Annotated in this window: 20 protein-coding genes and 1 riboswitch; of the genes, 7 read left to right on the top strand and 13 right to left on the bottom strand. The window is 39.1% G+C overall.

Annotated elements, in window-relative coordinates; translation table 11 throughout:
- Positions 1-18 precede the first annotated feature (18 nt).
- Entirely contained in the window at positions 19-2286 is a 2268-nt protein-coding gene (locus FW768_RS13820; protein WP_153396318.1) for an aconitate hydratase, read from the top strand.
- Between the two features lie 194 nt (positions 2287-2480).
- On the opposite strand, the gene FW768_RS13825 is transcribed toward FW768_RS13820, so the two are convergent.
- On the bottom strand, positions 2481-3164 hold the full coding sequence (locus tag FW768_RS13825; RefSeq protein ID WP_153396320.1) for a LytR/AlgR family response regulator transcription factor: 684 nt from the start codon (positions 3162-3164) through the stop codon (positions 2481-2483).
- The gene (locus tag FW768_RS13830; RefSeq protein ID WP_153396322.1) at positions 3151-4173 is read right to left on the bottom strand and encodes a sensor histidine kinase; all 1023 of its coding nucleotides are present in this window, start codon (positions 4171-4173) and stop codon (positions 3151-3153) included. Before FW768_RS13830 ends, FW768_RS13825 begins: the two co-directional genes overlap by 14 nt.
- A gap of 191 nt (positions 4174-4364) precedes the next feature.
- Between FW768_RS13830 and FW768_RS13835 the strand changes: the two genes are divergently transcribed.
- The 3 genes from FW768_RS13835 (at position 4365) to FW768_RS13845 (ending at position 9734) form a co-directional block, all read left to right on the top strand.
- Positions 4365-6491 carry an outer membrane beta-barrel family protein gene (locus tag FW768_RS13835; RefSeq protein WP_153396324.1) on the top strand — a complete coding sequence of 709 codons (2127 nt, stop codon included), beginning with the start codon at positions 4365-4367 and terminating at the stop codon, positions 6489-6491.
- 41 nt (positions 6492-6532) lie between these two features.
- Entirely contained in the window at positions 6533-7372 is an 840-nt protein-coding gene (locus FW768_RS13840; protein ID WP_153396326.1) for a DUF5694 domain-containing protein, read from the top strand.
- 136 nt (positions 7373-7508) lie between these two features.
- Complete coding sequence (locus FW768_RS13845; protein WP_153396328.1) at positions 7509-9734, top strand: outer membrane beta-barrel family protein; 2226 nt, start codon at positions 7509-7511, stop codon at positions 9732-9734.
- Between the two features lie 87 nt (positions 9735-9821).
- Here the strand turns inward: FW768_RS13845 and FW768_RS13850 are convergent, their stop codons facing one another.
- From FW768_RS13850 to FW768_RS13900, 11 genes are all read right to left on the bottom strand, one after another.
- Positions 9822-10532, bottom strand: a complete 711-nt coding sequence (locus FW768_RS13850) for a HesA/MoeB/ThiF family protein (RefSeq protein ID WP_153396330.1) — start codon at positions 10530-10532, stop codon at positions 9822-9824.
- A complete protein-coding gene (gene thiH, locus FW768_RS13855; protein ID WP_153396332.1) occupies positions 10529-11659 on the bottom strand; it encodes a 2-iminoacetate synthase ThiH in 1131 nt (376 codons plus the stop codon). Before thiH ends, FW768_RS13850 begins: the two co-directional genes overlap by 4 nt.
- 8 nt (positions 11660-11667) lie before the next feature.
- On the bottom strand, positions 11668-12444 hold the full coding sequence (locus FW768_RS13860) for a thiazole synthase (RefSeq protein WP_153396334.1): 777 nt from the start codon (positions 12442-12444) through the stop codon (positions 11668-11670).
- An 86-nt stretch (positions 12445-12530) separates the two neighbouring features.
- Positions 12531-13145: a thiamine phosphate synthase gene (locus FW768_RS13865; protein WP_153396336.1), complete on the bottom strand. Its 615-nt coding sequence runs from the start codon at positions 13143-13145 to the stop codon at positions 12531-12533.
- 19 nt (positions 13146-13164) lie between these two features.
- Positions 13165-13752, bottom strand: a complete 588-nt coding sequence (locus tag FW768_RS13870) for a thiamine phosphate synthase (protein ID WP_153396338.1) — start codon at positions 13750-13752, stop codon at positions 13165-13167.
- Entirely contained in the window at positions 13749-15560 is a 1812-nt protein-coding gene (thiC, locus tag FW768_RS13875; protein WP_153396340.1) for a phosphomethylpyrimidine synthase ThiC, read from the bottom strand. Before thiC ends, FW768_RS13870 begins: the two co-directional genes overlap by 4 nt.
- 12 nt (positions 15561-15572) lie before the next feature.
- The gene (gene thiS / locus FW768_RS13880) at positions 15573-15779 is read right to left on the bottom strand and encodes a sulfur carrier protein ThiS (protein WP_153396342.1); all 207 of its coding nucleotides are present in this window, start codon (positions 15777-15779) and stop codon (positions 15573-15575) included.
- 58 nt (positions 15780-15837) lie between these two features.
- Positions 15838-15934, bottom strand: a riboswitch (TPP riboswitch).
- 151 nt (positions 15935-16085) lie between these two features.
- Complete coding sequence (locus tag FW768_RS13885; protein WP_153396343.1) at positions 16086-16766, bottom strand: RluA family pseudouridine synthase; 681 nt, start codon at positions 16764-16766, stop codon at positions 16086-16088.
- A 6-nt stretch (positions 16767-16772) separates the two neighbouring features.
- The gene (locus FW768_RS13890; protein ID WP_153396345.1) at positions 16773-17090 is read right to left on the bottom strand and encodes a hypothetical protein; all 318 of its coding nucleotides are present in this window, start codon (positions 17088-17090) and stop codon (positions 16773-16775) included.
- Positions 17091-17093: 3 nt separating this feature from the next.
- Entirely contained in the window at positions 17094-17909 is an 816-nt protein-coding gene (gene panB / locus FW768_RS13895; RefSeq protein ID WP_153396347.1) for a 3-methyl-2-oxobutanoate hydroxymethyltransferase, read from the bottom strand.
- A 63-nt stretch (positions 17910-17972) separates the two neighbouring features.
- Complete coding sequence (locus FW768_RS13900) at positions 17973-18686, bottom strand: Crp/Fnr family transcriptional regulator (RefSeq protein WP_153396349.1); 714 nt, start codon at positions 18684-18686, stop codon at positions 17973-17975.
- 89 nt (positions 18687-18775) lie between these two features.
- On the opposite strand from FW768_RS13900, the gene FW768_RS13905 reads away from it, so the two are divergent.
- The 3 genes from FW768_RS13905 (at position 18776) to ccoN (ending at position 23762) form a co-directional block, all read left to right on the top strand.
- Positions 18776-21154, top strand: a complete 2379-nt coding sequence (locus FW768_RS13905; protein ID WP_153396351.1) for a heavy metal translocating P-type ATPase — start codon at positions 18776-18778, stop codon at positions 21152-21154.
- A 109-nt stretch (positions 21155-21263) separates the two neighbouring features.
- Complete coding sequence (gene ccoS / locus FW768_RS13910; protein WP_153396353.1) at positions 21264-21473, top strand: cbb3-type cytochrome oxidase assembly protein CcoS; 210 nt, start codon at positions 21264-21266, stop codon at positions 21471-21473.
- Between the two features lie 27 nt (positions 21474-21500).
- The gene (gene ccoN, locus FW768_RS13915; RefSeq protein ID WP_153396355.1) at positions 21501-23762 is read left to right on the top strand and encodes a cytochrome-c oxidase, cbb3-type subunit I; all 2262 of its coding nucleotides are present in this window, start codon (positions 21501-21503) and stop codon (positions 23760-23762) included.
- Positions 23763-23771: the final 9 nt, after the last annotated feature.

Below are 23771 nucleotides of genomic sequence, written 5' to 3' on the forward strand. Positions count from 1 at the left end.
ACAAAACTAAAATAAGATATGACTTTTGATATTGATATGATCAAAAAAGTGTACGAGCGTTACCCTGAGAGAATTGCTATAGCAAGACAAATCGTAGGAAAACCTCTTACCCTTTCAGAAAAAATTCTTTACACCCACCTTTGGGAGGGGAATGCTAAACAAGCATATGAAAGAGGAAACTCTTATGTGGATTTTGCACCGGACAGAGTAGCCATGCAGGATGCAACAGCGCAAATGGCGCTTTTACAGTTCATGCAGGCCGGAAAAGCTAAAGTTGCCGTTCCTTCAACAGCACACGCCGATCACCTGATCCAGGCGAAAGTAGGGGCAGATAAAGATTTACAGGAAGGTATCAACAAAAATTCCGAGGTATTTAACTTCTTAAGTTCTGTATGTGATAAATACGGAATCGGGTTCTGGAAACCGGGAGCAGGTATCATTCACCAGGTTGTCCTTGAAAATTATGCATTCCCGGGAGGGATGATGATTGGTACAGACTCCCATACGGTAAACGCCGGAGGACTAGGAATGGTCGCTATTGGTGTAGGAGGTGCTGATGCAGTAGACGTAATGGCCGGAATGGCCTGGGAGCTTAAAATGCCTAAACTTATCGGGGTTAAATTAACCGGAAAAATGAATGGATGGACTTCCGCTAAAGATGTTATTCTGAAAGTAGCAGGAATTCTTACCGTAAAAGGAGGTACAGGATGTATCGTAGAATACTTTGGTGAAGGAGCCCAATCTCTTTCAGCAACAGGTAAAGGTACAATCTGTAATATGGGTGCCGAAATTGGTGCCACTACTTCCACTTTCGGGTATGATGACTCTATGAGAAGATACCTGGCTGCAACAGGAAGACAAGATGTAGTAGATGCTGCTGATAAAATTGCAGAACACTTAACTGGTGACTCTGAGGTTTATGCCAATCCTGAACAGTATTTTGATCAATTAATTGAAATCAACCTTTCTGAGCTTACTCCACATTTAAATGGACCTTTTACTCCGGACTTAGCAACTCCAGTTGCTGAATTCAGAGCGAAGGCTGAAGCAAACGGATGGCCGCTTGAGGTTGAATGGGCACTTATAGGCTCATGTACCAACTCTTCATATGAAGATTTATCAAGAGCTGCTTCTATTGTGGAAGATGCCGTATCTAAAGGGGTTAAGCCAAAAGCAATCTTAGGGATCAATCCAGGTTCTGAACAGGTAAAATTCACAGCAGAAAGAGACGGATTCCTTAATTCTTTCAGAAAATTTGAGAACGCCAGAATCTTTACCAATGCCTGCGGACCATGTATCGGTCAATGGGACAGAGAAGGCGCTGAAAAAGGAGAGAAAAACTCTATTATTCACTCTTTCAACAGAAACTTTGCAAAAAGAGCTGATGGAAACCCGAACACTCATGCTTTCGTAGCCTCTCCGGAAATGGTAGCTGCTGTAGCAATCTCAGGAAGACTAGACTTCAACCCAATTACAGATACTCTAACGAACGAAGCCGGCGAACAGGTAAAACTGGATGAGCCTAAAGGCTCTGAACTTCCTGCAAGAGGTTTTGCAGTAGATGACAACGGTTATCAGGCTCCATCGGCAGATGGTTCCAGCGTTGTTGTGAATGTAAGTCCTACTTCCGACAGGCTTCAGTTATTAGAAGAGTTCCCTGCTTGGGACGGTAAAAATATTGAAGGCGCAAAAGTACTGATCAAAGCTTTCGGAAAATGTACAACTGATCATATTTCTATGGCTGGACCATGGTTGAAATACAGAGGTCATTTAGACAATATTTCAAACAACATGTTGATTGGAGCAGTAAACGCTTACAATATGGAAACCAATAAGGTTAAAAATGAGCTAACCGGTGAATACGGTGAAGTTCCGGCTGTACAAAGAGCTTACAAAGCAGCAGGCGTGCCGACCATTGTTGTGGGAGACCAAAATTATGGTGAAGGTTCTTCAAGAGAGCATGCTGCCATGGAGCCGAGACACCTTGGAGTAAAAGCGGTATTGGTAAAATCATTTGCGAGAATCCACGAAACCAACCTTAAAAAACAAGGGATGCTTGGAATTACTTTCGCTAATGAAGCTGATTACGATAAAATTCAGGAAGATGACACAGTGAACTTCTTAGACCTTGACCAGTTTGCTCCAGGAAAACAATTAACTTTAGAATTCATTCATAAAGACGGAACTAAAGACATTATCATGGCCAACCACACCTACAACGATCAACAAATTGATTGGTTCAAGGCTGGTTCTGCATTGAACCTGATTAAACAACAAGAGAAATAATAAGAATTAATTGTTAGATTGATTAATCATAAAAAAGGCAGTTTCTGAGGAAGCTGTCTTTTTATTTTATGTCTTTCAAAAAGAATTTAACCGAACCCTGTATAATAGTCTTTTTTAACCTCTCACTGATGTTGCAGATTAAGCAGATTTTTGATAAAAAAAACATCCAAATCTTATAGGTTTGAATAGCTTACTTATTTTAGCTTATTTAACAGATTTGCTCTATAGCTCTCCCCAATCGGAACTTCCTGTTCAGATTCCAATATCACTTTCTTAAGGCCTATATTTTTGATTTTATCCAGATTGATGATAAAAGATTTATGAATCCGTATAAAATCGTCTGAAAGCTGGTTCTCCAGAGATTTCAGGGTATCCAGAACAATATATTCCTGATCTGTTGTACGGATATTTACGTAATCTTTGATGCTTTCAATATAAAGGATGTCATTATAATTGATCCGGTGCTGCTGCCCTGAAGATTTAACAAAGAAATATGACTCTCTTTTATTTTCATGAAAAGAAAAACGCTCCCGGGCTTTTTCCACGCTTTTATAAAATCTATCAAAAGAAATCGGCTTCAGAAGATAATCTACCACATGATGTTCATAGCCTTCCAATGCATATTCAGAATAAGCAGTCGTTAAAATATACTTGTGTGAATCTCCTACGATTTTCATAAAGTTGATTCCTGTAAGTTCCGGCATCTGAATATCCAGAAAGATAAGATCACAATTATTAGTCCGGATATATTCCAACGCTGTAATGGGGTTTTCTGCGGAGAAGACCAGTTCTAAAAAGGGAACTTTCCGCACGTAATTTTCCAGCAGCGAGATAGCCAGCGGTTCATCATCAACAATAATACATTTAATGGTTTTCATGCGGAAAAGTTATTTTCAAATCTACAACAAATTCAGATTCATTTTCACGAATAGACAACTGGTGAGCAGGATATAAAATTTCAAGCCTTTTCCTGACATTTTCAATACCAATTCCTGAAAAATCATCTTTAGATCTGTTGTTCTTAAAATTATGAAGATAAAAATGCAGCGATCCTTTTTTATCAGATATTTTAAGTTCAAAACCTTTATCTCTGAAATCACCATGTTTAAAAGCATTTTCTACAAACGGAACCAACAGCATGGGAGAGATTCCCTGATCCGGATTATTAATATTCTTTTCAATGACAAGCAGTTCCGGGTTTTTAATTCTTAAACTTTCCAGAGCGATCAGGCTTTCAATATAACCTATTTCTTTTTCCAACCGGATCAAAGGCTTTTCAAGGTCTTTTGTACTGTACCTCAGTAAGCGGCTCAGCTCTTCTATCGCAGGAAGCGCCTTTTCAGAATTTTGATATACCAAAGAGTAAATATTATTCAGGGAATTAAAAATAAAATGCGGATTGATCTGCGTTTTCAGTGCCTGAAGTTCTGCGTCTTTCTTTTCGGTCATGAGTCTATTCTTTTCAGTTTCCATCGCAGAATACAACTTAAAAATACATAGAACCGTACTCACAAAAATGGTAATAAAGCTGAAATAGATATTATCATAGAAGTAAAAGGCAAGTCCGGTTCCTTCTGCATAATTTCTTATTCCAAATAAAGCAGGCAAGAGCGTCTCCTCCACAGAATACCGTATAATGACAAAACAGAAAACACTTATAAAATACCCGATAATGATTTTATAGAATTTATTCAGATCAAAAAATTTCGGAACGACCCAAAAGTAATTAATGTAGAAACAGCAAAAACTGGTGATGAAAAAAGTAACAGAAAAAACAAGATATAGTTTACTCAGTTCTTTCATACTAAAATTAAATTCGAGCACTTCTTTGATGAAATAGAGGCACCAATAGAAAATATGCAGGGATAAAAGCTGTTTCTTTTTCATCGCATAAAAATAAAAGTTACACCAGACAAACCCTACAAATTTTCGATGAACCCTGTAAAATTTCCGATAAAACTTATTTGTCGTCAAAAAATAACCGTTTCATCTAATTGCTGTTGCCCACTCAGTTTTTTCCTGATAGCTTTACAAAAAATAATACAAGCCCAATATCGGCTATTATTATAGAAATAAACATGAAAAAAATAACCATTCTCACTTCAGCATTATGCAGTATGTTTTTCTCTGCCCAAACGACGGGCGATACTGTAAAAGTGAAAATCATTGAATCTATATCTCTGGAGGGAAAGAAAAAAATTATAGAACGGAAGGTAGACCGCCTTGTGTATGATGTTCAGAACTCAATGGTCTCACAAGGGAGCTCCGGAACAGAGGTTCTGGCCAACACACCTCTGCTAAAAGTTGATGAAGACAAAGGACTTCTTTCTATTATAGGGAAAAGCGGTGTTTCTGTAATGGTCAATGACCGTATGCTGAATCTTTCAGGAACAGAGCTGATGAATTATCTGAAAAACCTTCGTTCTGAGAATATTGCCAAAATTGAAGTGATCACCACTCCTCCGGCTAAGTATGACGCTCAGGGAAACAGCGGAATCATCAATATCGTTCTGAAGAAAAACCAGAACCTGGGATGGAGCGGCTTTCTGAATTCGTACTACAAACAGGCTACCTATGCAGGTTTTGGAGGAAGTACAAGCCTGAATTATCAGAATAAAAAACTAAAAGCTTCATTAAAACTCCGTGGCTACGATGAAGACAAGCGTTCTGTAGAAAACTATACTGTGAGCAGCACCCGTTCATCTGTGAGCCAGGATGACAGGCGGGACATGAATGACGGCCTGGGAGCCAATATCAACCTTGATTATGCAGTGACTGAAAAATCAAATTTAGGTCTGATTTACGACATTGCCCGTGGACATTCTAATATGGATATTGCTTCTTTTCAGAATTATTTTAACGGGGATGCTGTTATCCTGAGAACCAATACCAATTCTAAACATCGTTCAACCTCAAAATCCCAGATGCTTAATTTATATTTTGATCAGAAATTGGGAGAACATAAGCTAAGTATAGGAGCCAATTATTATGGAAATTTACCGGAAAACAATGTTAATTTTATAACGACTGATCTTTCGGATTCGGCGGAGAAGATTGTAAGAAACCTTTCATCTGTTGATTATAAAATTTATTCGGGACAGGCAGATCTTGCTTTAAACTTAAAAAAAATTCAGATGGAAACCGGACTAAAGTACAGCCAGTTTTCCAACCGTTCAGACATCGGCTATTTTAACCTGACCGGAAGTGACTATATCATAGATCCGGAGAGAAGTAATCTTTTTGATTATGATGAAAAAAATTATGCAGCATACATCAGTGCGAGCAAGGATTTTGGCGAAAAATGGTCTGCAAAGCTGGGTTTCCGGTATGAATATACCGAAACGAACGGATATTCACCAACCACACTGTCACGATCTGAAAATAAATATGGAAAACTATTCCCATCAGCCTATATTTCCTATAAAGCCAATGAAAATAACCAGTTCAGTCTGAATTATTCCAGAAGAATCAACCGTCCTGGTTTCCGGGCCCTGGATCCGTTCAGATGGTACTCCAATCCTTACAGTTATTATGCAGGAAATCCAAGTCTACTGCCTGCCTTCAATGATAATATAGAATTCAATTATATTTTTAAGAATAAGTGGTCTGCTAATCTGTATTACCAGAGATCTACCAGTAATTTTGACCAGATCACTTTTCCTGACGGAATTTATATGACCAGCACGTATGAAAACTATTATAATCAGAACAATTACGGAATCAACCTTAATTATACCGATACGTTTTTCAAAATGTGGGAAAGCAGTCTATCCGCCTCATACAGCTACAGCGATACACAGATCACCAAATTCAATGCTGTGGTTATGAACGGGCAGTCATTTTATTATTCCACCAACAATACATTTCGTCTGAATAAAGAGAAAACTTTTTACTTTTTTCTTAATTACTGGCAGTCTCTTCCGTCCAAAGGAGGAAATTCAACCTCAAAAAGCAATGCCAGCGTGAATGCCGGGGTTAAAATGAGCTTAATGGATAAAAAACTTCAGATGAATCTATCTGTCAATGATATTTTCAGACAGGCGGGATACAGAGGAAGTGCTTATTATGAAGATAATGTACAATCTTTTAATAATTACTGGGATGCCAGAAAACTGACTTTAAGCGTTACTTACAGTTTCGGAAACCAAAAGGTAAAATCCAACAGCAGAACAGTTGATTTTGAGGATAAAAACAGAGCGAACTAAACTTTAAAACAAAATTTTTTAATCATAAAAAAACAATAACCATGAAAACTTTTTTTTATACACTCCTGCTATGTCTTCCTGCATTGATGACCGCACAGAAGAAACCTTCAGACTATTTTCAAAATCCAAGGACCAAAGTTCTTGTAGTAGGTACATTCCATTTTGATTATCCTAATCTTGATGCCCACAAAACCCTAAAAGAAGATCAGGTGGATGTACTATCTCCGAAAACTTCAAAAGAAGTGACTGAACTGGTCAATTACATCAAGAAATTCAAGCCTACTAAAATCGCTATCGAAGCCTGGCCGGAATGGAATGCCAATCAGAAATTGAAGGAATACAACGAAGGTAAGCACCGTGACCAGCGTGATGAACGTTATCAACTGGCTATGCGAATCGCCAAGGATCTTAAAATTGGGGAACTTTATAGCATAGATGCAGGATCAGTTCTGGATGACATGATGGAAAAAATAGGCAAAACAGATTCCCTTTATTTTAAAAACCTCCTTCAGGATTATGATTTTAAAAGCGACGATCCTATATCCCAGAGTTTTACTTCACTCTATAAAGCTTCTGAGCCTAAAAACTTTAAGTCCCTGCTGGATAATTTTATGTATCTGAACAGTAAAGAGTACCATCAATACGGCTATGGAGTTTATCTTAGCGGAGATTTCAAGCTGAGACAGTACGATGGAGCAGATATGCTGGCTCTGTACTGGTATGACAGAAACCTGAGAATGTTCAGAAATATGCAGAATATCCCTCACAGTGCTGAAGACAGAATCCTTGTGATTGCCGGTAATGGCCATGCTGCAGTATTCAGACAACTTCTTACGTTTTCCGCAGAATATGATTTTGTAGAATTTTCTTCACTTAAATAGCTCTTTCACTACTCATTATCATAAAAAATTATGGTTCTTACAGATCTTTTTAAGGAACTAAAATTTCAATTTTAAAATTTCTTTCGTAACAAATTTCATTTTCCGGCGTCTAACTGAATAGATGTAAAAAAACATTATGAAAAAAACTATATTGACTTTATCCCTGTTGGGCTCTATTTTCGCCTATTCACAGGAAAAGAACAATACCACGAAAGAAAAGCAAATTGAAGGGGTTGTCATCACCAAAACTAAAAAAGCCGTTGAACAAAAGGCAGACCGTACTATTTTCGATTTTTCAGAGCAGCCTCAGCTGAATACAGGAAATGTTCTTGAGGGAGTAAAAAAACTTCCGGGATTGGTTTCCACAGATATTGCAGGAATGATGTATCAGGGGAAAATGCTGGATGTCTATCTGAACGGAAGGCCTTTAAATATTACTTCTAATGACCTGAACTCCTTTCTTGAAGGGATGCCAGCCAACTCCGTAGACCGAATTGAAGTCATTACACAGCCGGGAGCAGAATTTCCTGCTACTTCAGGAGGGGCTATCATGAATATCATCACGAATAAAAATGCCAATAAGTATTTAACGGCTACCTATTCCGGAAACTATTCATTCTCGGATTATGATAAATACAGAAGCAGAACAAGCAATTCTGTGAATTTAAATGCCAGAAACAAGTATTTCGGATGGCAGTTGAACGTGGGTCAGAATTACCGTGAAAACATGATGCTCAACCAGCAGGACGAATTGCTGAACAGCAATACGGACAGGGTAAGTCGCGGCTATTTTGCCAAAGCCGGGGTTACTTTTGATCTTGGGATAGACCGACTATTGTTGAACTATGACATTTATCACAACAATAATGATAATTACACGCTAAGCAGCGGGTTTGCCACGAAAATAATTCCGGATATTACCAACCCTGATGGATATTACCTGAAGGATTATACTTTTAATAACAATTTTGATGCGTCAAATTCCAATAATGTAAGACAGGAGGCGGTAGTAACGTACCAAAAGCGTTTTGATGATAAATCGAAAAAGCTTGATTTCCAGTTTGGTTTTACAAAATCTGATAATAAATTCAACCAGGACAACATCCTGAGATATGAACGTTTTACAGACGGTCAGCCAGTAAATAATTTTACCGGAAACATCCTGAACAACAGCACGGATATGAGAATTGCGAATCTAAAAGTAGATTATTCTCAGCCGATCAAGCTGATGGATGGAGGTAAGGTAAGCTTCGGAGGTTTATATGAAAAAATGGATTTCGATACTGAAAGCAGAGGAATAACTAACTTGGAGTACCAAAGACAGACGGCATCCACTTATCTTGAATTCCAGGCTAAGCTGAAAAAGTTTGATTTCATTTTGGGAGGCCGTGCCGAGAATTATGATATTTCCGGGGTTACCAGAGTGTACAGTTCACAAAAAGGTTTGGTAGAAGCGGATCTTATTCCTTTCAATAAGTTTAAATTCTTCCCGAATGCCAGTGTACAGTACAGTCTGATGAACCAGGTTAATGTTATTGCGAATTATAACAAAAAAATCAGTCTTCCGAGTATTTCAGCCCTGAACCCGAACAACACAACGTTTGGAGGCCCCAATACTCAGATCAACGGTAACCCGAACCTTCAGCCGACTATATTTGATAACTATGAGGTGAAAGTTTCTGCTTTTGACTATGCTTTTGTGGGATATAGTGTAAGTTCAGCAAAAAATCAGGTAGCACAGCTTATCATGAGGGACGGAAAGAACCTGTATAACCAGCAGGTGAATATTTCCAATATGAGAATCCATAATTTTAATGTGGGTCTTCCGATTCCGTTTATGATTTTCAGCAAGCCTATGAGCGAAATTATGAAATTCAACTTCAATCCTGACAAGATCAACTTTATGTATCTTTATGCAGGATACCAGAAGCATGAAATTGATGACCTGAACAACAAAGGGTTCTGGATCTTCAACGTAATGACCCAGTTACTTCTTCCTAAAGAAATAACATTGAATGCCAATTACAGTTATCTAACCCCGAAAGGAAGTTACTTCTATTTTACGGCAGACAAACCATTCAACAACTCTCTTAACCTTACTTTGACCAAGAAGTTTATGGATAAGCGTTTAACGGTTTCTCTGTTTGCGAATGACATCTTCAATTCTCAGGTAATGCAGGCTCATTCCAGCCCACTGCAGGGAGTACCGGTAACGATTCGTTCTAAAAATGACACGAGAAATTTCGGAATCTCAATCAATTATAAGATTCCAACCAAAAACAAACTGGCAAAAGAAGATCCGAACATCCTAAACCAGACTAAAAAAGAAGAAAGCGGAGGGGTAATGCAGACCCCGCAATAACAGATAAAACAGAGGCAGTAGATGATTACTGCCTCTTTTTATTTTTAAGATTTTTTATAAGCAGAACGACCGACATCCTTTAACCTATTAAAAATCTACGGTCTGAAACCGCCAGCCTAGTGTATCCACCAAGGTTAGTTGGTTTAAATTAACCGGAAGGTGTGCAATAATTTTTAAAGCCTCCATGGCCATCATACTTCCTATTATTCCTGGCAGAGCTCCCAGAACACCAAGACGGTCGCAATCTGGGATATCTTCATCAAAGGGAGGTTCAGGAAACAGGTCCCTTAGGTTTTTACTGCCGTTATGATTAAAGACAGCAACCTGGCCTGAAAATCCGAAAATACTGCCATACACCAAAGTCTTTTTTAATTGTATACAGGTATCATTCACCAGATATCTTGTTGAAAAATTATCTGATCCATCAATAATAATATCGTATGGATCAAGAATTTTTCCGGCATTGAATTCATTGATTTTTTCCTCAATTTCTATGCATTTAACCTGATGATTGAGATTTTCCACAAACTTCGCTGCGCTTTTAGTCTTCGGCATTCCAACAGTATGTTCATTATGAATGACCTGACGGTTCAGGTTATGGAGCTCAACCTCATCAAAGTCTGCCACTCCAAGCATTCCAATTCCTGCTGCAGCCAGATACTGAATAACAGGGCTTCCTAAACCTCCGGCTCCTATAATCAGAACTTTGGCGGCCTGAATTTTCTTCTGACCGTCCAATCCTATTTCTTCTATAAATATCTGTCGGCTGTATCGTGCAAAAACATCTTCCTTTTTCATATAGATGATATAAAACCATTATAAACGGGATCCCAATCTTTCATCACAGGATCATATCCCGCCTTTTTAATAACCTTCCTAATCTCTTCCATACTGCGCTCGTCACTGGTTTCAAACTGTTCCAGAGATTCTTTATCCACAGCATAACCACCGGGATTTGTTTTGGAACCTGCACTCATGGCTGTTGCTCCCAGAGAAATAATATGATCCCTGAATTTTTCGTTTTCACGGGTGGATATAGAGATTTCAAGGTCTTCATTCCATATCCTGTAGGCACATATCAGTTGCAGAAGGTCTTTATCTTCCATGATAAAATTAGGCTCAATAATTCCTTCTGCTGGCCTAAGTCTTGGAAATGAAACTGAAAAACGGCTCTTCCAGTATGTTTTCTGTAAGTAATCAATATGAAGCGCATTAAAAAAACTATCCACTCTCCAGTCTTCCAGGCCTAGCAAGACGCCAAGACCTACCTTATGGATTCCCGCTTTTCCGATTCTGTCCGGTGTTTCCAGTCTGAAATGAAAGTTTGATTTCTTTCCTTTCGGATGGTATTCTTTGTAGACCTCCTGATGATAGGTTTCCTGATATACCAACACAGAATGCACCCCATCCTGATGAAGCATTGAATATTCTTTTTCCGACAACGGCTGTACTTCGATTGAAATATTGGCAAAATGAGCTCTGAGCAGACGAACAGCATTGCGGAAATAAGAGACTCCTACTGTTTTATTGGCTTCACCGCTTACCAGCAGCACATGATTCACTTCCATTGATTTTAAAACGGAAGCTTCCACCATAATTTCCGTATCCGAAAGCCTTTTCCGTCTCAACGGATTATCAAGGCTGAAACCACAGTATGTACAGATATTCTGACATTCATTACTGAGATACATCGGGGCATATAACTGAATTGTTTTTCCAAAACGTTTCTGAGTGGCTGCTCTGGTAATTTTCGCCATCAGTTCCAAATTTTCAGCAGCGGCCGGAGAAAGCAGGTTTAGAAAATCATCCAGTGTTTTGTTGCTTTTCTGAAGACTGTGCAATACATCAGAAGGAGTTACTTTCTCCAGTCTTATTTTTATTTCATCCCAGTGATAGCGTTCAAAAATATCTTTAAAGCTGCTCATTACCAATATTATTCAAATAAAAATGAAGTTAACGGGCTGGAAGCCTCCGCATGATTGATCACTGCCCCAAGCCCAGATTCAAATGCTCTTCTTCCTGCAATTACCCCTTCTTTAAAAGCAACCGCCATATTCACAGGATTTCCTGCTACAGCGATGGCTGTGTTCACGAGAACTGCATCTGCTCCCATTTCCATGGCTTTGGCTGCATCTGAAGGTGCTCCTATTCCGGCATCTACCACAACAGGAACATTGCTCTGGCTGATAATAATCTCCAGAAAATCCAGTGTTCTCAATCCTTTATTTGTTCCGATTGGTGCTCCCAAAGGCATTACTACAGCAGTTCCGGCATCTTCAAGACGTTTACAGAGTACAGGATCTGCATGAATGTACGGCATTACCACAAACCCAAGCTTTGCCAGTTCTTCCGTTGCGTACAGGGTTTCAATAGGATCCGGAAGAAGATATTTCGGATCGGGATGAATTTCAAGCTTAACCCAGTTGGTTTCCAGAGCTTCCCTGGCAAGCTGAGCCGCCAATACCGCTTCTTTAGCTGTTCTTGCTCCTGAGGTATTGGGAAGCAGATGTACATGGGTGCTTTTCAGTGAATCCAGCAATCCGTCTTCCTCGGCCTGAGAATCAATTCTTTTCAGGGCCATCGTTACCATATTGGTTTCTGAAGCGGTAATAGATGCTGCCATTTCTCCAAGGCTACCAAATTTACCGGTTCCCAGAAACAGTCTTGATTCAAATACCCGGTCTGCTATTACTAATTTTTGATTATTCATATTCAATTATTTGCTTTTTCTAAAATCATCCCCTAATCTCAATTTTCATTTACAGCGGGTAACGGAAAATTGAGTTTATTCCGATTTTATATCATTACTTTTTTAAAATCTTCAATCATTGACGGCTGTCTGGTAATCTCCCCTGAAACTGCAGCTCCATAAATACCGATCTGCTGCAAGGGTAAAATATCTTCAAGGGTAACGCTGCCAATTGCAAAGATCTTCGGGATCTCCAATGATTTTTCTTTTATATTTTCAATGATGCTGCGATATCCCTCAAAACCAAGAACAGGGCTCAGCTTTTCTTTGGTAGCCGTAAACCTTAAAGGGCCCAGACCAATATAATCACATGGCTCATTCATCCTTTGAAGAACATCGGTTATGGTGTTGGCTGTCCCTCCTATTATTTTATGATCACCCAAAATCAGCCTTGCTTTTTCAACCGAATCATCATTAAGCCCTAAGTGAACTCCGTCTGCATCGGTTTCTTTTACTAATTGGATATGGTCATTAATGATAAGAGACGCACGGTATTCTGAACACAGCTTCTTTGAAACTTCACAGAGGTTAATCAATTCATTTCCCTGAGCATTTTTCCACCGGACCTGAACCCACTGTATCCCATTATCCAGAGCATTCCGGATATTAAGCTCCTGCTCTTTTCTTGTATTTCCCTGTGATATGTATTGTAATTTTTCCATTGTTGATTCATTATTTCGATTACAAAAGAGAATTTTTCCTGCAGTTTTCAAAGGTTTGTAAAGAATGATTACTCTCCCAGATTCCGCCCAGCAGAGCCACTCCGTCCACTCCATAATCCAACGCTTCTCTGATATTATTTTCATTGATTCCGCCCAGCGCAACCAGTTTTACATCAGGATTGCTCCGAGAAGATATTTCATGAATGGTTTTCGTATTTTCACCATATCCTTTTTTCGAAATACTTGGAAAAACCGGGCTGATAAAAGCATACTCCCATTCTTTGTCCAGCTTATTGAAAGCTTTAATATCATGAACAGATGTTGAAAGAATACCTTTACCGATGTATGTTTGATGCTCTCCATTCAACCGTGCTGTTTCCCTGAAATGAAGACGTGAGATATTATACTCGTCAGCCACTTCATAATGACTGTGCAATACCAGCTGAGGATAAAAAAGTCTGTCGATCCCATTAAGAAAATCCAGCATTCCATTCATCCCGATAAAAGGTTTTCTGATGTGGAGCAGTTCCAGTCCTTTCCGGAACAGTTGATTAATCATTTTCGTTTCATCAGGAATCATCAGTTCAGGAGTGATAACAATGATCATATATAAATTTCCTTTCCTTTTTCTATAAACTCCTGAGATTTGCCCAGCATTCCTTTCTCGGCAGACTCTCTGATTTCCTGAGTAATTTTCATGGAACAGAACTTGGGTCCACACATCGAACAGAAGTGGGCAATCTTTGCGCCTTCCGCCGGAAGGGTTTCATCATGATAAGCTCTGGCGGTATCCGGATCTAGTGAAAGGTTGAACTGATCTTCCCATCGGAATTCAAATCTTGCCTTGCTTAATGCATTGTCTCTGTACTGTGCGCCGGGATGTCCTTTTGCCAGATCGGCCGCATGAGCCGCCAGTTTATAAGTAATGACTCCATCCTTAACATCTTTTTTATTGGGAAGTCCCAAATGCTCCTTTGGTGTTACATAACACAGCATGGCACACCCGAACCATCCAATCATTGCAGCGCCAATTCCTGAAGTGATGTGATCGTAGCCCGGGGCAATATCTGTTGTTAACGGGCCTAAGGTATAAAACGGCGCTTCGTGACATTCTTTCAGCTGTTTATCCATATTTTCTTTGATCATGTGCATCGGGACGTGACCGGGACCCTCAATCATGACCTGTACATTGTGTTTCCAGGCTATTTTCGTCAGTTCACCTAAAGTTTCCAGCTCAGCAAACTGTGCAGCATCATTAGCATCGGCAATGGATCCGGGACGAAGACCATCTCCTAAGGAAAAAGCCACATCGTATTTCTTCATGATCTCACAGATCTCTTCGAAATGGGTATACAGGAAATTTTCCTTATGATGATAAAGGCACCATTTTGCCATGATGGAACCGCCTCTTGAGACGATTCCGGTCACTCTGTTAACCGTTAAATGAATATATCGAAGCAGAACTCCCGCATGAATGGTAAAATAAGATACTCCCTGCTCTGCCTGTTCGATAAGGGTATCTTTAAAAACTTCCCACGTCAGATCTTCAGGAATTCCTTTTACTTTTTCGAGGGCCTGGTAAATAGGAACGGTACCGATAGGAACCGGGCTGTTTCTTATGATCCACTCTCTTGTTTCGTGAATATTTTTTCCGGTGGAAAGATCCATAATGGTATCTGCACCCCAACGGCATGCCCAGACCGCTTTTTCAACTTCTTCTTCAATGCTTGACGAAACAGCGCTGTTTCCAATATTCGCATTGATCTTTACAAGGAAATTCCTCCCGATAATCATGGGTTCACTTTCCGGGTGGTTGATGTTATTCGGAATTATTGCTCTTCCCGCTGCAATTTCATCTCTTACAAATTCAGGAGTGATCTTGCTTTTGGGAGTATTGGCTCCGAAACTGTTTCCTGAATGCTGAAAAGCCATTTCTTTTAAAACCGATTGCAGCTGTTCAATTCTTTGATTTTCGCGGATCGCTACATATTCCATTTCCGGTGTAATGATACCCTCTTTTGCATAATAAAGCTGGGTTACTTCTTTCCCTTCTCTGGCCACTTTAGGATTGTGGTTATAGGAAAAACGCAATTCATCAAGACCGGTGTCTGCAAGGCGGGTCTTTCCGTATTCTGAAGTGATACTGTCCAGAACATGAACATCTTCCCTTTCAAGAATCCACTGTTCCCGGATTCTCGGTAAGCCTTTCAGAATATTAATCTCTGAACTTTCATCGGTATAAGGTCCCGAGGTATCGTAAACCGTTACCGGAGGATTATCTTCAAGAGTACCATTGGTGAGTTTTGTAGGGCTTAACTGGATTTCGCGCATAGCGACCCTTACAGGATGTATTGTGCCTTCCACATAGACTTTCTTAGAGTTGGGAAAAGGCGAACGTGTGATTGAATGAGCCATAACTGTATTTTATTAGCCGCCCTGGGCAGCTGTGATGATTAATACTGAATCTTTATCATTGAGAATGGTCTCTGCCCAGGCGGACAGCGGAATAATACGGTTGTTGAGGGCTACGGCAATTCCTTTTTTCTTTCCGGGGAGTTCCATAGCCATTAGTGCTTCCAGATTTTCGGGAAGTACAGCAAATGTTTTTCGGGTGTGGTTGATTGTAAGTTCCATTCCTAATAATTTTAAATATACTTTAGGAATGGCTGTTATTGTACAATAGAATGCACAGCAAAAGTCACCTACTTTTCCCTACGCTGGTATGATCCAGATCAGGTTCAAAGGGTAAAGTCTCAGTCTGTTGTTCACAGACACCCCTAAAGTATGGGACGAAGTTAGTTATTTTTTCAGAACAGGCAAAATTTAGTTTTTAAACAAAAACCATCAACAAAATAATATTTTATTGATGCAATTCATTGCACATTAAATACAAATAAAAGAATGCCATAAAAAAACCTGCAGAAAATTTGCAGGTTTTTTTTATTCATCACAAGCTCTCCAAACGGCATCATTCTGTGGAACGGGAGCGGTAATCTCTATTTTTTCCTTGGTAACCGGGTGAATAAACTCCAGTTTTCTCGCATGAAGATTAATTCCTCCATCCGGGTTGGAGCGGGGAGAACCGTATTTAAGATCTCCTTTGATGGGCACTCCGGTTTTAGAAAGCTGGGCACGGATCTGGTGATGCCTTCCTGTTTCCAGATCAATTTCAAGAAGCATATAATTATCCAGTGTTTTGATCACATGATAGGTTAAAATTGCCTCTTTTGCACCATCTGTAGCTTTGGGAAATACGATTGCTTTGTTGTTCTTTTCGTTTTTCTTTAAATAATGAACCAGCCTTTGAGTTTTCGGGATCATTTCCTTACCCACTATTGCCCAATAGGTCTTTTTAATTTCCCTGTTTTTTACCATCTGGGTAAGACGGGAAAGCGCCTTGGACGTTTTGGCATAGATTACCAGACCTGAGGTGGGCCGGTCTATACGATGAACAAGACCGAGGAAAACATTCCCCGGTTTGTTATCTCTTTTTTTTATAAAATTCTTGATGGTCTCTAATAATGATTCATCACCGGTCTTATCACCCTGTACAAGCTGACCGACTTTTTTATTGACCACCAGAAGATGGTTGTCTTCATATACAATCTGCTCCTCCATCATCTGAATTTATCTCGGTCTGTTGGCCAATGAAAGGATAATTCCTCCTAAAAGCCCCAACGTTTTAATCGCTGAAAGTTTTGAATCATCCGGCAGAAATGCTCCTACAATACAGATCAATGCTGCGCCGTACATCGCATACGACAGATTTTTGTTTAAAAATAAAGGTGCCTGAATAAAGAAGCTTGCCCCTATCAGTACATAAAACACCTTTCTTGAAAGAAGATGATTGATTTCCGGAGAAAATAAATTAAACCAGCCTACAGCAAGACAGATCAGTGCTGCAATAGACAATATTCCCTGAAGTGATTTCTGTTGATTGTTCATAGATTAATAACTTTCACTTTCATTTGGAAATTCAACACTTTTCACATCTTTCACATATTGGGAAACGGCTCCTGTAATTTCAGTATAAAGATCAAGATATCTTCTCAGGAATTTAGGACTGAAACCTTTGTTCATCCCCACCATATCATGATATACCAGAACCTGTCCGTCACAGTCTGCTCCTGCACCGATTCCGATGGTAGGAATAGAAATGCTTTCGGTAACTTTTTTAGCTAAATCAGCCGGAATTTTTTCCAATACAATGGAGAAACATCCCAATTCTTCTAAAAGCTGTGCATCAGCAATCAATTTTTCAGCTTCCGCTTCTTCTTTTGCTCTTACTTTATAGGTTCCGAATTTATAGATAGACTGGGGCGTTAATCCCAGATGTCCCATTACCGGAATCCCAGCATTGATGATCTTTTTAATGGATTTGGAAATTTCTTTTCCTCCTTCAATTTTTACGGCATGTGCACCGCCTTCTTTCATCATTCTTACCGCAGACTCCAATGCTTTTTCAGGATTACTCTGATAAGTTCCGAAAGGCAAATCTGCTACAACCAAAGCTCTGTCGGTACCTCTTACCACACTTTGAGCATGATAGATCATCTGATCCAATGTAATTGGGAGTGTAGTTTCAAAACCTGCCATTACATTCGCGGCAGAGTCTCCGATCAAAATGGCATCCACACCTCCTGCATCTACCATTTTAGCCGTGGTAAAGTCATAAGCGGTAAGCATAGTTATTTTTTCCTTGTCGAATTTCATTTTACGCAAGGTTTCAGTTGTAACTTTTTTAATTTCAGAGTGAACAGACATAATGTATCTATTTTTTAAAAGTTAAAAAGTCGGCTTGCGCCGACTTGAATTTTTGTATGATTTTTATAAAACTACGTGACCTAGTTTCATGAGTTTGTCGTGATTCAGGATTTTGATATTTCTTCCATCTACTTCAATGAGATTGTCTCCTTTAAATTCAGAGATCAAACGGATGGCACTTTCGGTAGCAGTACCGATAATGTTGGCAATTTCTTCTCTTGTTAAAGAAATTTTGATGAACCCTTCCGGATCTACACCTAACTTCTGTTCCAGTAACAGTAATATTTCCGCTAATCTTTCTCTAACGGTTTTCTGAGCAAGGAAAGTAATGGTATTAGATGACTCTCCCAATTCGTAAGAAATTTTCTGAAGCATCACAAAAGACAACTGCGGATCTACCTCAAGAAGGTACATAAAAATATCTGCAGGCAGGAAAATGCATTCAATATCTGTCATGGCCTCAGCTTTTGCCTGGAAATTTTCCCCGCAAAGCAATGAACGATAGCCGATAATGTCCCCTTCTTTAATAAATCTTAAGATCTGATCTTTGCCGAAAGCCCCTGATTTGGATAATTTAGCGGCCCCTTTTTCCAGAACAAACACTCCCTTTGGTGTTTCTCCATCCTCAAAAATGGTATCATGTTTCTGAAAACTCAGTCTTTTTTTGCCGTTAATATATTTTTCAAAATCTACACTGGAAAGTCTTTCCTTAAAAGATTTATCATTAAAAACTCTGGCGAACCTCTCTTCAATTGCAATCTGTTGTTCCTGCGACATTTTATATGACATTTATCACAAAAATAGAACTTTTTAACTCGATAAACAAAAAAAATTGTTATAATTTTGTAGTTCAATATTTTAGGGAGGTGAGCGAGAACTGTTTTCATTGTGGTCAAGGTATAGAAAAAGAGAGAATTCTGTTTGATGAAAAGACTTTCTGCTGCAATGGCTGCAAGTCTGTATACGAGATTCTGAATACCAATAATTTAAGTAATTTTTACGAGCTTAATAAAAGAGCAGGAATCCGTCCAAGTGATGAAAGCTCTTCACAGTTTGATTATCTTGACACTCCGGAGATCTTCGAAAAGGTCACTGATTTCTCGGAAGGAAACACCAGCCTTGTCACTTTCAAAATCCCAGTAATTCACTGTTCATCATGTATATGGCTATTAGAAAGCCTTCATACCCTGAACAAAAATATTAATTACTCCCAGGTTAACTTCACCCGCAAGACCTTACAGATTTCATTCAACCATAACGATTTCAAATTAAGCGAACTAGCTAATTTTTTAACCAATTTAGGTTACAAACCTGTCATCAGCCTTGAAACAGCAGATAAAAATGTAGATCATCTGGACAAATCACTGTTGGTAAAATTTGCGATTGCCGGATTTGCTTTCGGAAACGGGATGTTCCTTGCGTTCCCGGAATATGTAGGTGGAGAAGATTATTGGATGGAACATTATAAAGGTCTTTTCAGAGTTCTTATGTTCCTGCTGGCCTGCCCGGTTGTCTTCTATTCAGCTTCGGATTATTATAAATCAGCGTGGTATGGGCTGAAGAACGGAATTGTTAACATTGACGTACCCATTGTATTGGGGATCTTTGTTCTGTTCGGAAGAAGCGTCTATGAAGTAGCCACCAATTACGGTCCCGGATATTTTGATACTTTGTGCGGACTCCTCTTCTTTATGCTGATGGGGAAAATTTTCCAGAAAAGAACCTACAGTGCGCTTTCTTATGATAGAGATTACAAATCCTTCTATCCTATTGCTGTTACCAAAGTTGATTTTGAAGGAAAACAGGATAATATTCTTCTTTCTGAAGTTAAAGTAGGAGACCGGATTTTAGTAAGAAACCAGGAAATCATTCCTGTAGATGCCATCCTGATTAATGGGGAAGGAAATATCGACAACAGCTTTATTACCGGAGAAAGTGTAAGCATCAGTAAACAGCCCGGAGATAAAATTTTTGCAGGAGGAAAACAAATCGGATCTTCATTGGAACTTGAAGTCATTAAAGATGTCGATCAGAGTTACCTTACCCAGCTATGGAACAAAGAAGCTTTCAAAAAGCATGAAACGGGGCTTGATACGCTGACTAACAGCATCAGTAAATATTTCACATTCATCATTTTAGGCATTGCCGTGATAGCCGGAACGTATTGGGCTTTTATCGATCTGGAGAAAATGTTCCAGGTAATTTCTGCCATCCTGATCATTGCGTGCCCTTGTGCTCTTGCTCTATCTGCGCCGTTCACTTTCGGCCACATTATGAGGATATTAGGGCGGAATAAATTTTACGTAAAAGACACTCTTACGATTGAAAAAATCGCTAAGCTTGATACGATTGTTTTTGACAAGACCGGAACGATTACCCATCGTAAAAAATCAAACATCAGATATGAAGGTGCTGAAATTAGTGAGTTCGATACTCTAAATATCAAAACTCTATTAAAAAACTCCAACCACCCACTTTCAAAATCACTATACGAGTTCATTGAGGTGAGTGATGATTATTTCACCGTTGAAAACTTCAAAGAAATTTCCGGAAAAGGCTACGAGGCCGAAGTACGGGGAAATCTTTACAAAATTGGTTCTGCACGATATAACAACCAGGAACCTAAAAACCTGGAAACTGCGGTCTATATTAGTAAAAATGGTGAATTCTTAGGGAAATTTATTTTCAAAAACGAATATCGTCCAAAACTGAAAGAGCTCTTCACAAAACTTACTGATTACAAAATATTCATCCTGAGCGGGGATAATTCATCAGAGGAAAAACAGCTTAAGGAGCTTATTCCTAACTTCAAAGGAATGGCTTTCAACCAAAGCCCGGAAGACAAACTGAATTATATCAAAACCCTTCAGGATCAGCATATGAAAGTGGCCATGCTTGGAGATGGTCTTAACGATGCCGGAGCATTGAAGCAAAGTAATGTAGGAATTGCTATTGCTGATGATACGAACAGCTTTACTCCATCTTCCGACGTGATTATGAACGGTGAAAAAGTGGTCACTCTGGATAATTACCTGAACGTTTGCAAAGGCTCTATCACCATTGTAAAAATGACATTCATAATCAGCTTCCTTTACAATATTGTTGGTTTAAGTTACGCAGTTACAGGTCATATGCATCCGCTCTTCGCTGCAATCATCATGCCAATCAGTTCCATTACTGTTGTTACATTTACTACACTTGCTACCTGGATTTTAGGCCGGAAACATTTCAAAAAACAGGCTTAAAGCCTCTTATTTAGACTGATTTTAAATTAGCTGAAATCGGCATTTCGTGATGAATGTCATTATTTTTCACTAAATTTGAACCCCGAAAATAGGTTAATTTTGTTGTCCAATGGATATTCTATATTTAATGATCGTCTGCAGTGTTTCTTTAGCTGCGATCTTCCTGGTCGTATTTATAGTGTATGCCAAAAAAGGGCAGTTTGAAGATGATGAATCTCCGGCTGTCAGAATCCTTTTCGATGACGAGAGAGTAGTCAGAGAAGATGATGAAAATGGCGACAAAAATAAAGACGACAAAAAAATAGGAGAGAATAAATAAATTTGAGAAAAATAGTGAATAGTTGATATGGAAACACAAAAGTTTAGTTATGACAACAGTATTGTCCGTGCGTTCCTCTATGCGACCATCATCTTTGGTTTTATAGGGTTTACGTTTGGGCTTACGGCGGCATTAATGCTTTTCTACCCTGAATTACCCGAATTCTTTTTCGGAACTGATGACACAACCATCAATAGTCTTGCCTCCGGCAATATTCAAGGGCTAATAAACACTCATGGTGCATTTGGTTTTGGTAGAATCAGAATGCTGCACACCAACACCGTAATCTTTGCATTCGTTTGTAATATTGTTTACGTTGGAGTATACTACTCTACACAGAGATTATTAAAAACAAGAATGTATAGTGATACATTGTCATGGATTCATTTCTGGACCTGGCAGTTAATGATCGTTGCTACGTTCATTACCTTCTTTATGGGGATCAATACATCAAAAGAATATGCAGAACATGAATGGCCAATTGATATATTAATTGCTATATCATGGATCATTTTCGGGGTGAATATGATTATGACGATTGCTAAGAGAAGGGTTAGACACCTTTATGTGGCGATCTGGTTCTATTTGGGTACATGGGTTGCAGTAGCAATGCTTCATATCTTCAACAACCTTGAAGTTCCATTATCTTTCGCTGGCTGGAAATCTTATTCTGCTTATGCAGGAGCAAAAGACGCTATTGTACAATGGTGGTATGGTCACAATGCAGTGGCATTCGTACTGACAACTCCGGTTCTAGGTTTAATGTATTACTTCTTGCCAAAAGCGGCAGACAGACCGGTATTCTCATACAAACTGTCTATTATTCACTTCTGGTCATTAATTTTCGTATATATCTGGGCTGGTCCTCACCACCTTCAGTATACAGCACTTCCGGCATGGGCACAGGCTGTGGGAACAGGTTTCTCAATCATGCTTATTGCACCATCATGGGGGGGAATGCTAAACGGGCTTCTTACCTTAAGAGGTGCCTGGGATAAAGTAAGAGAGAATCCTATTCTTAAGTTCTTCGTAGTGGCAGTAACATGCTACGGTATGGCGACTTTTGAAGGTCCTCTTTTAGCAACAAAAAACATCAACAAAATTGGTCACTTCACAGACTGGGTTATTGGTCACGTACACTTAGGAGCTCTTGGATGGAATGGTTTCATGGCATTCGGGGTTATCTACTACCTGGTTCCAATCATGTGGAGAACAAAAATATGGTCTGTAAAATTAGCTAACTGGCATTTCTGGTTAGGGACATTAGGAATTATTTTCTATGCAGTACCAATGTATATTTCAGGATTTACACAAGGATTAATGTGGAAGCAGTTCAACCCGGACGGAACTCTATTATGGAAAAACTGGTTGGATACAGTAACTGCAATTATTCCTTACTTCAAAATGAGATTCTTAGGAGGGTTATTCTATATTTCAGGAGCTATCTTAATGATCGTTAACGTAATTGCTACGGTAAGAAAAGGATCATTCCAGAAGGAAGTACCTGCAGAAGCACCTGCTTTAGCTAATATCGGAAACAAACGTAAAGAGGGAGAAGGATTCCACCTTTGGTTGGAAAGAATGCCAATGTTATTGACTGTTCTATCTTTATTCACGATTTCAATTGGTAGTATGGTGGAGATCATTCCTACTCTATCTCTTAAGAAAAGTGTACCTACCATTTCAGCGGTAAAACCTTATTCACCACTTGAACTGGAAGGTAGAGACATCTATATCCGTGAAGGATGTAACGCTTGTCACTCTCAGATGATCAGACCGTTCAGAGACGAGATTGTTAGATTCAACGGTAAAAACGGACAGTACTCCAAAGCAGGAGAATTCGTATACGACAGACCATTCCTATGGGGTTCTAAGAGAACAGGACCGGATTTACATAGAGAAGGAGGTAAAAACCCAAGTTCTTGGCATTACAAGCACATGTACAACCCAAGATCTACCTCTGCTGGTTCTATCATGCCTCGTTACCCTTGGTTAATTTCTACCGATTTGGACAGATCTAAAATGGTAGACAAATTGAAGCTGATGAAGAATACATTTGATGTACCTTACACTAAAGCTGAAATTGACTCTGCCAATACATGGGCAGATAATCAGGCGAAGAAAATTGTGAAAGATATCTTCTCTGAAGCGAATGACCTTAAAACGGAATACGCTAAGAAACCTCAGGGAGAATTAGAGAAAAAAGAGATTGTAGCTCTTATCTCTTATCTTCAAAGATTAGGAACAGATATCAAAACCACTGAAATCAAAACAGCAAGTAATAACTAAAAACATTAA

The sequence above is a fragment of the Chryseobacterium vaccae genome, from assembly GCF_009602705.1.
GTDB lineage: Bacteria > Bacteroidota > Bacteroidia > Flavobacteriales > Weeksellaceae > Chryseobacterium > Chryseobacterium vaccae.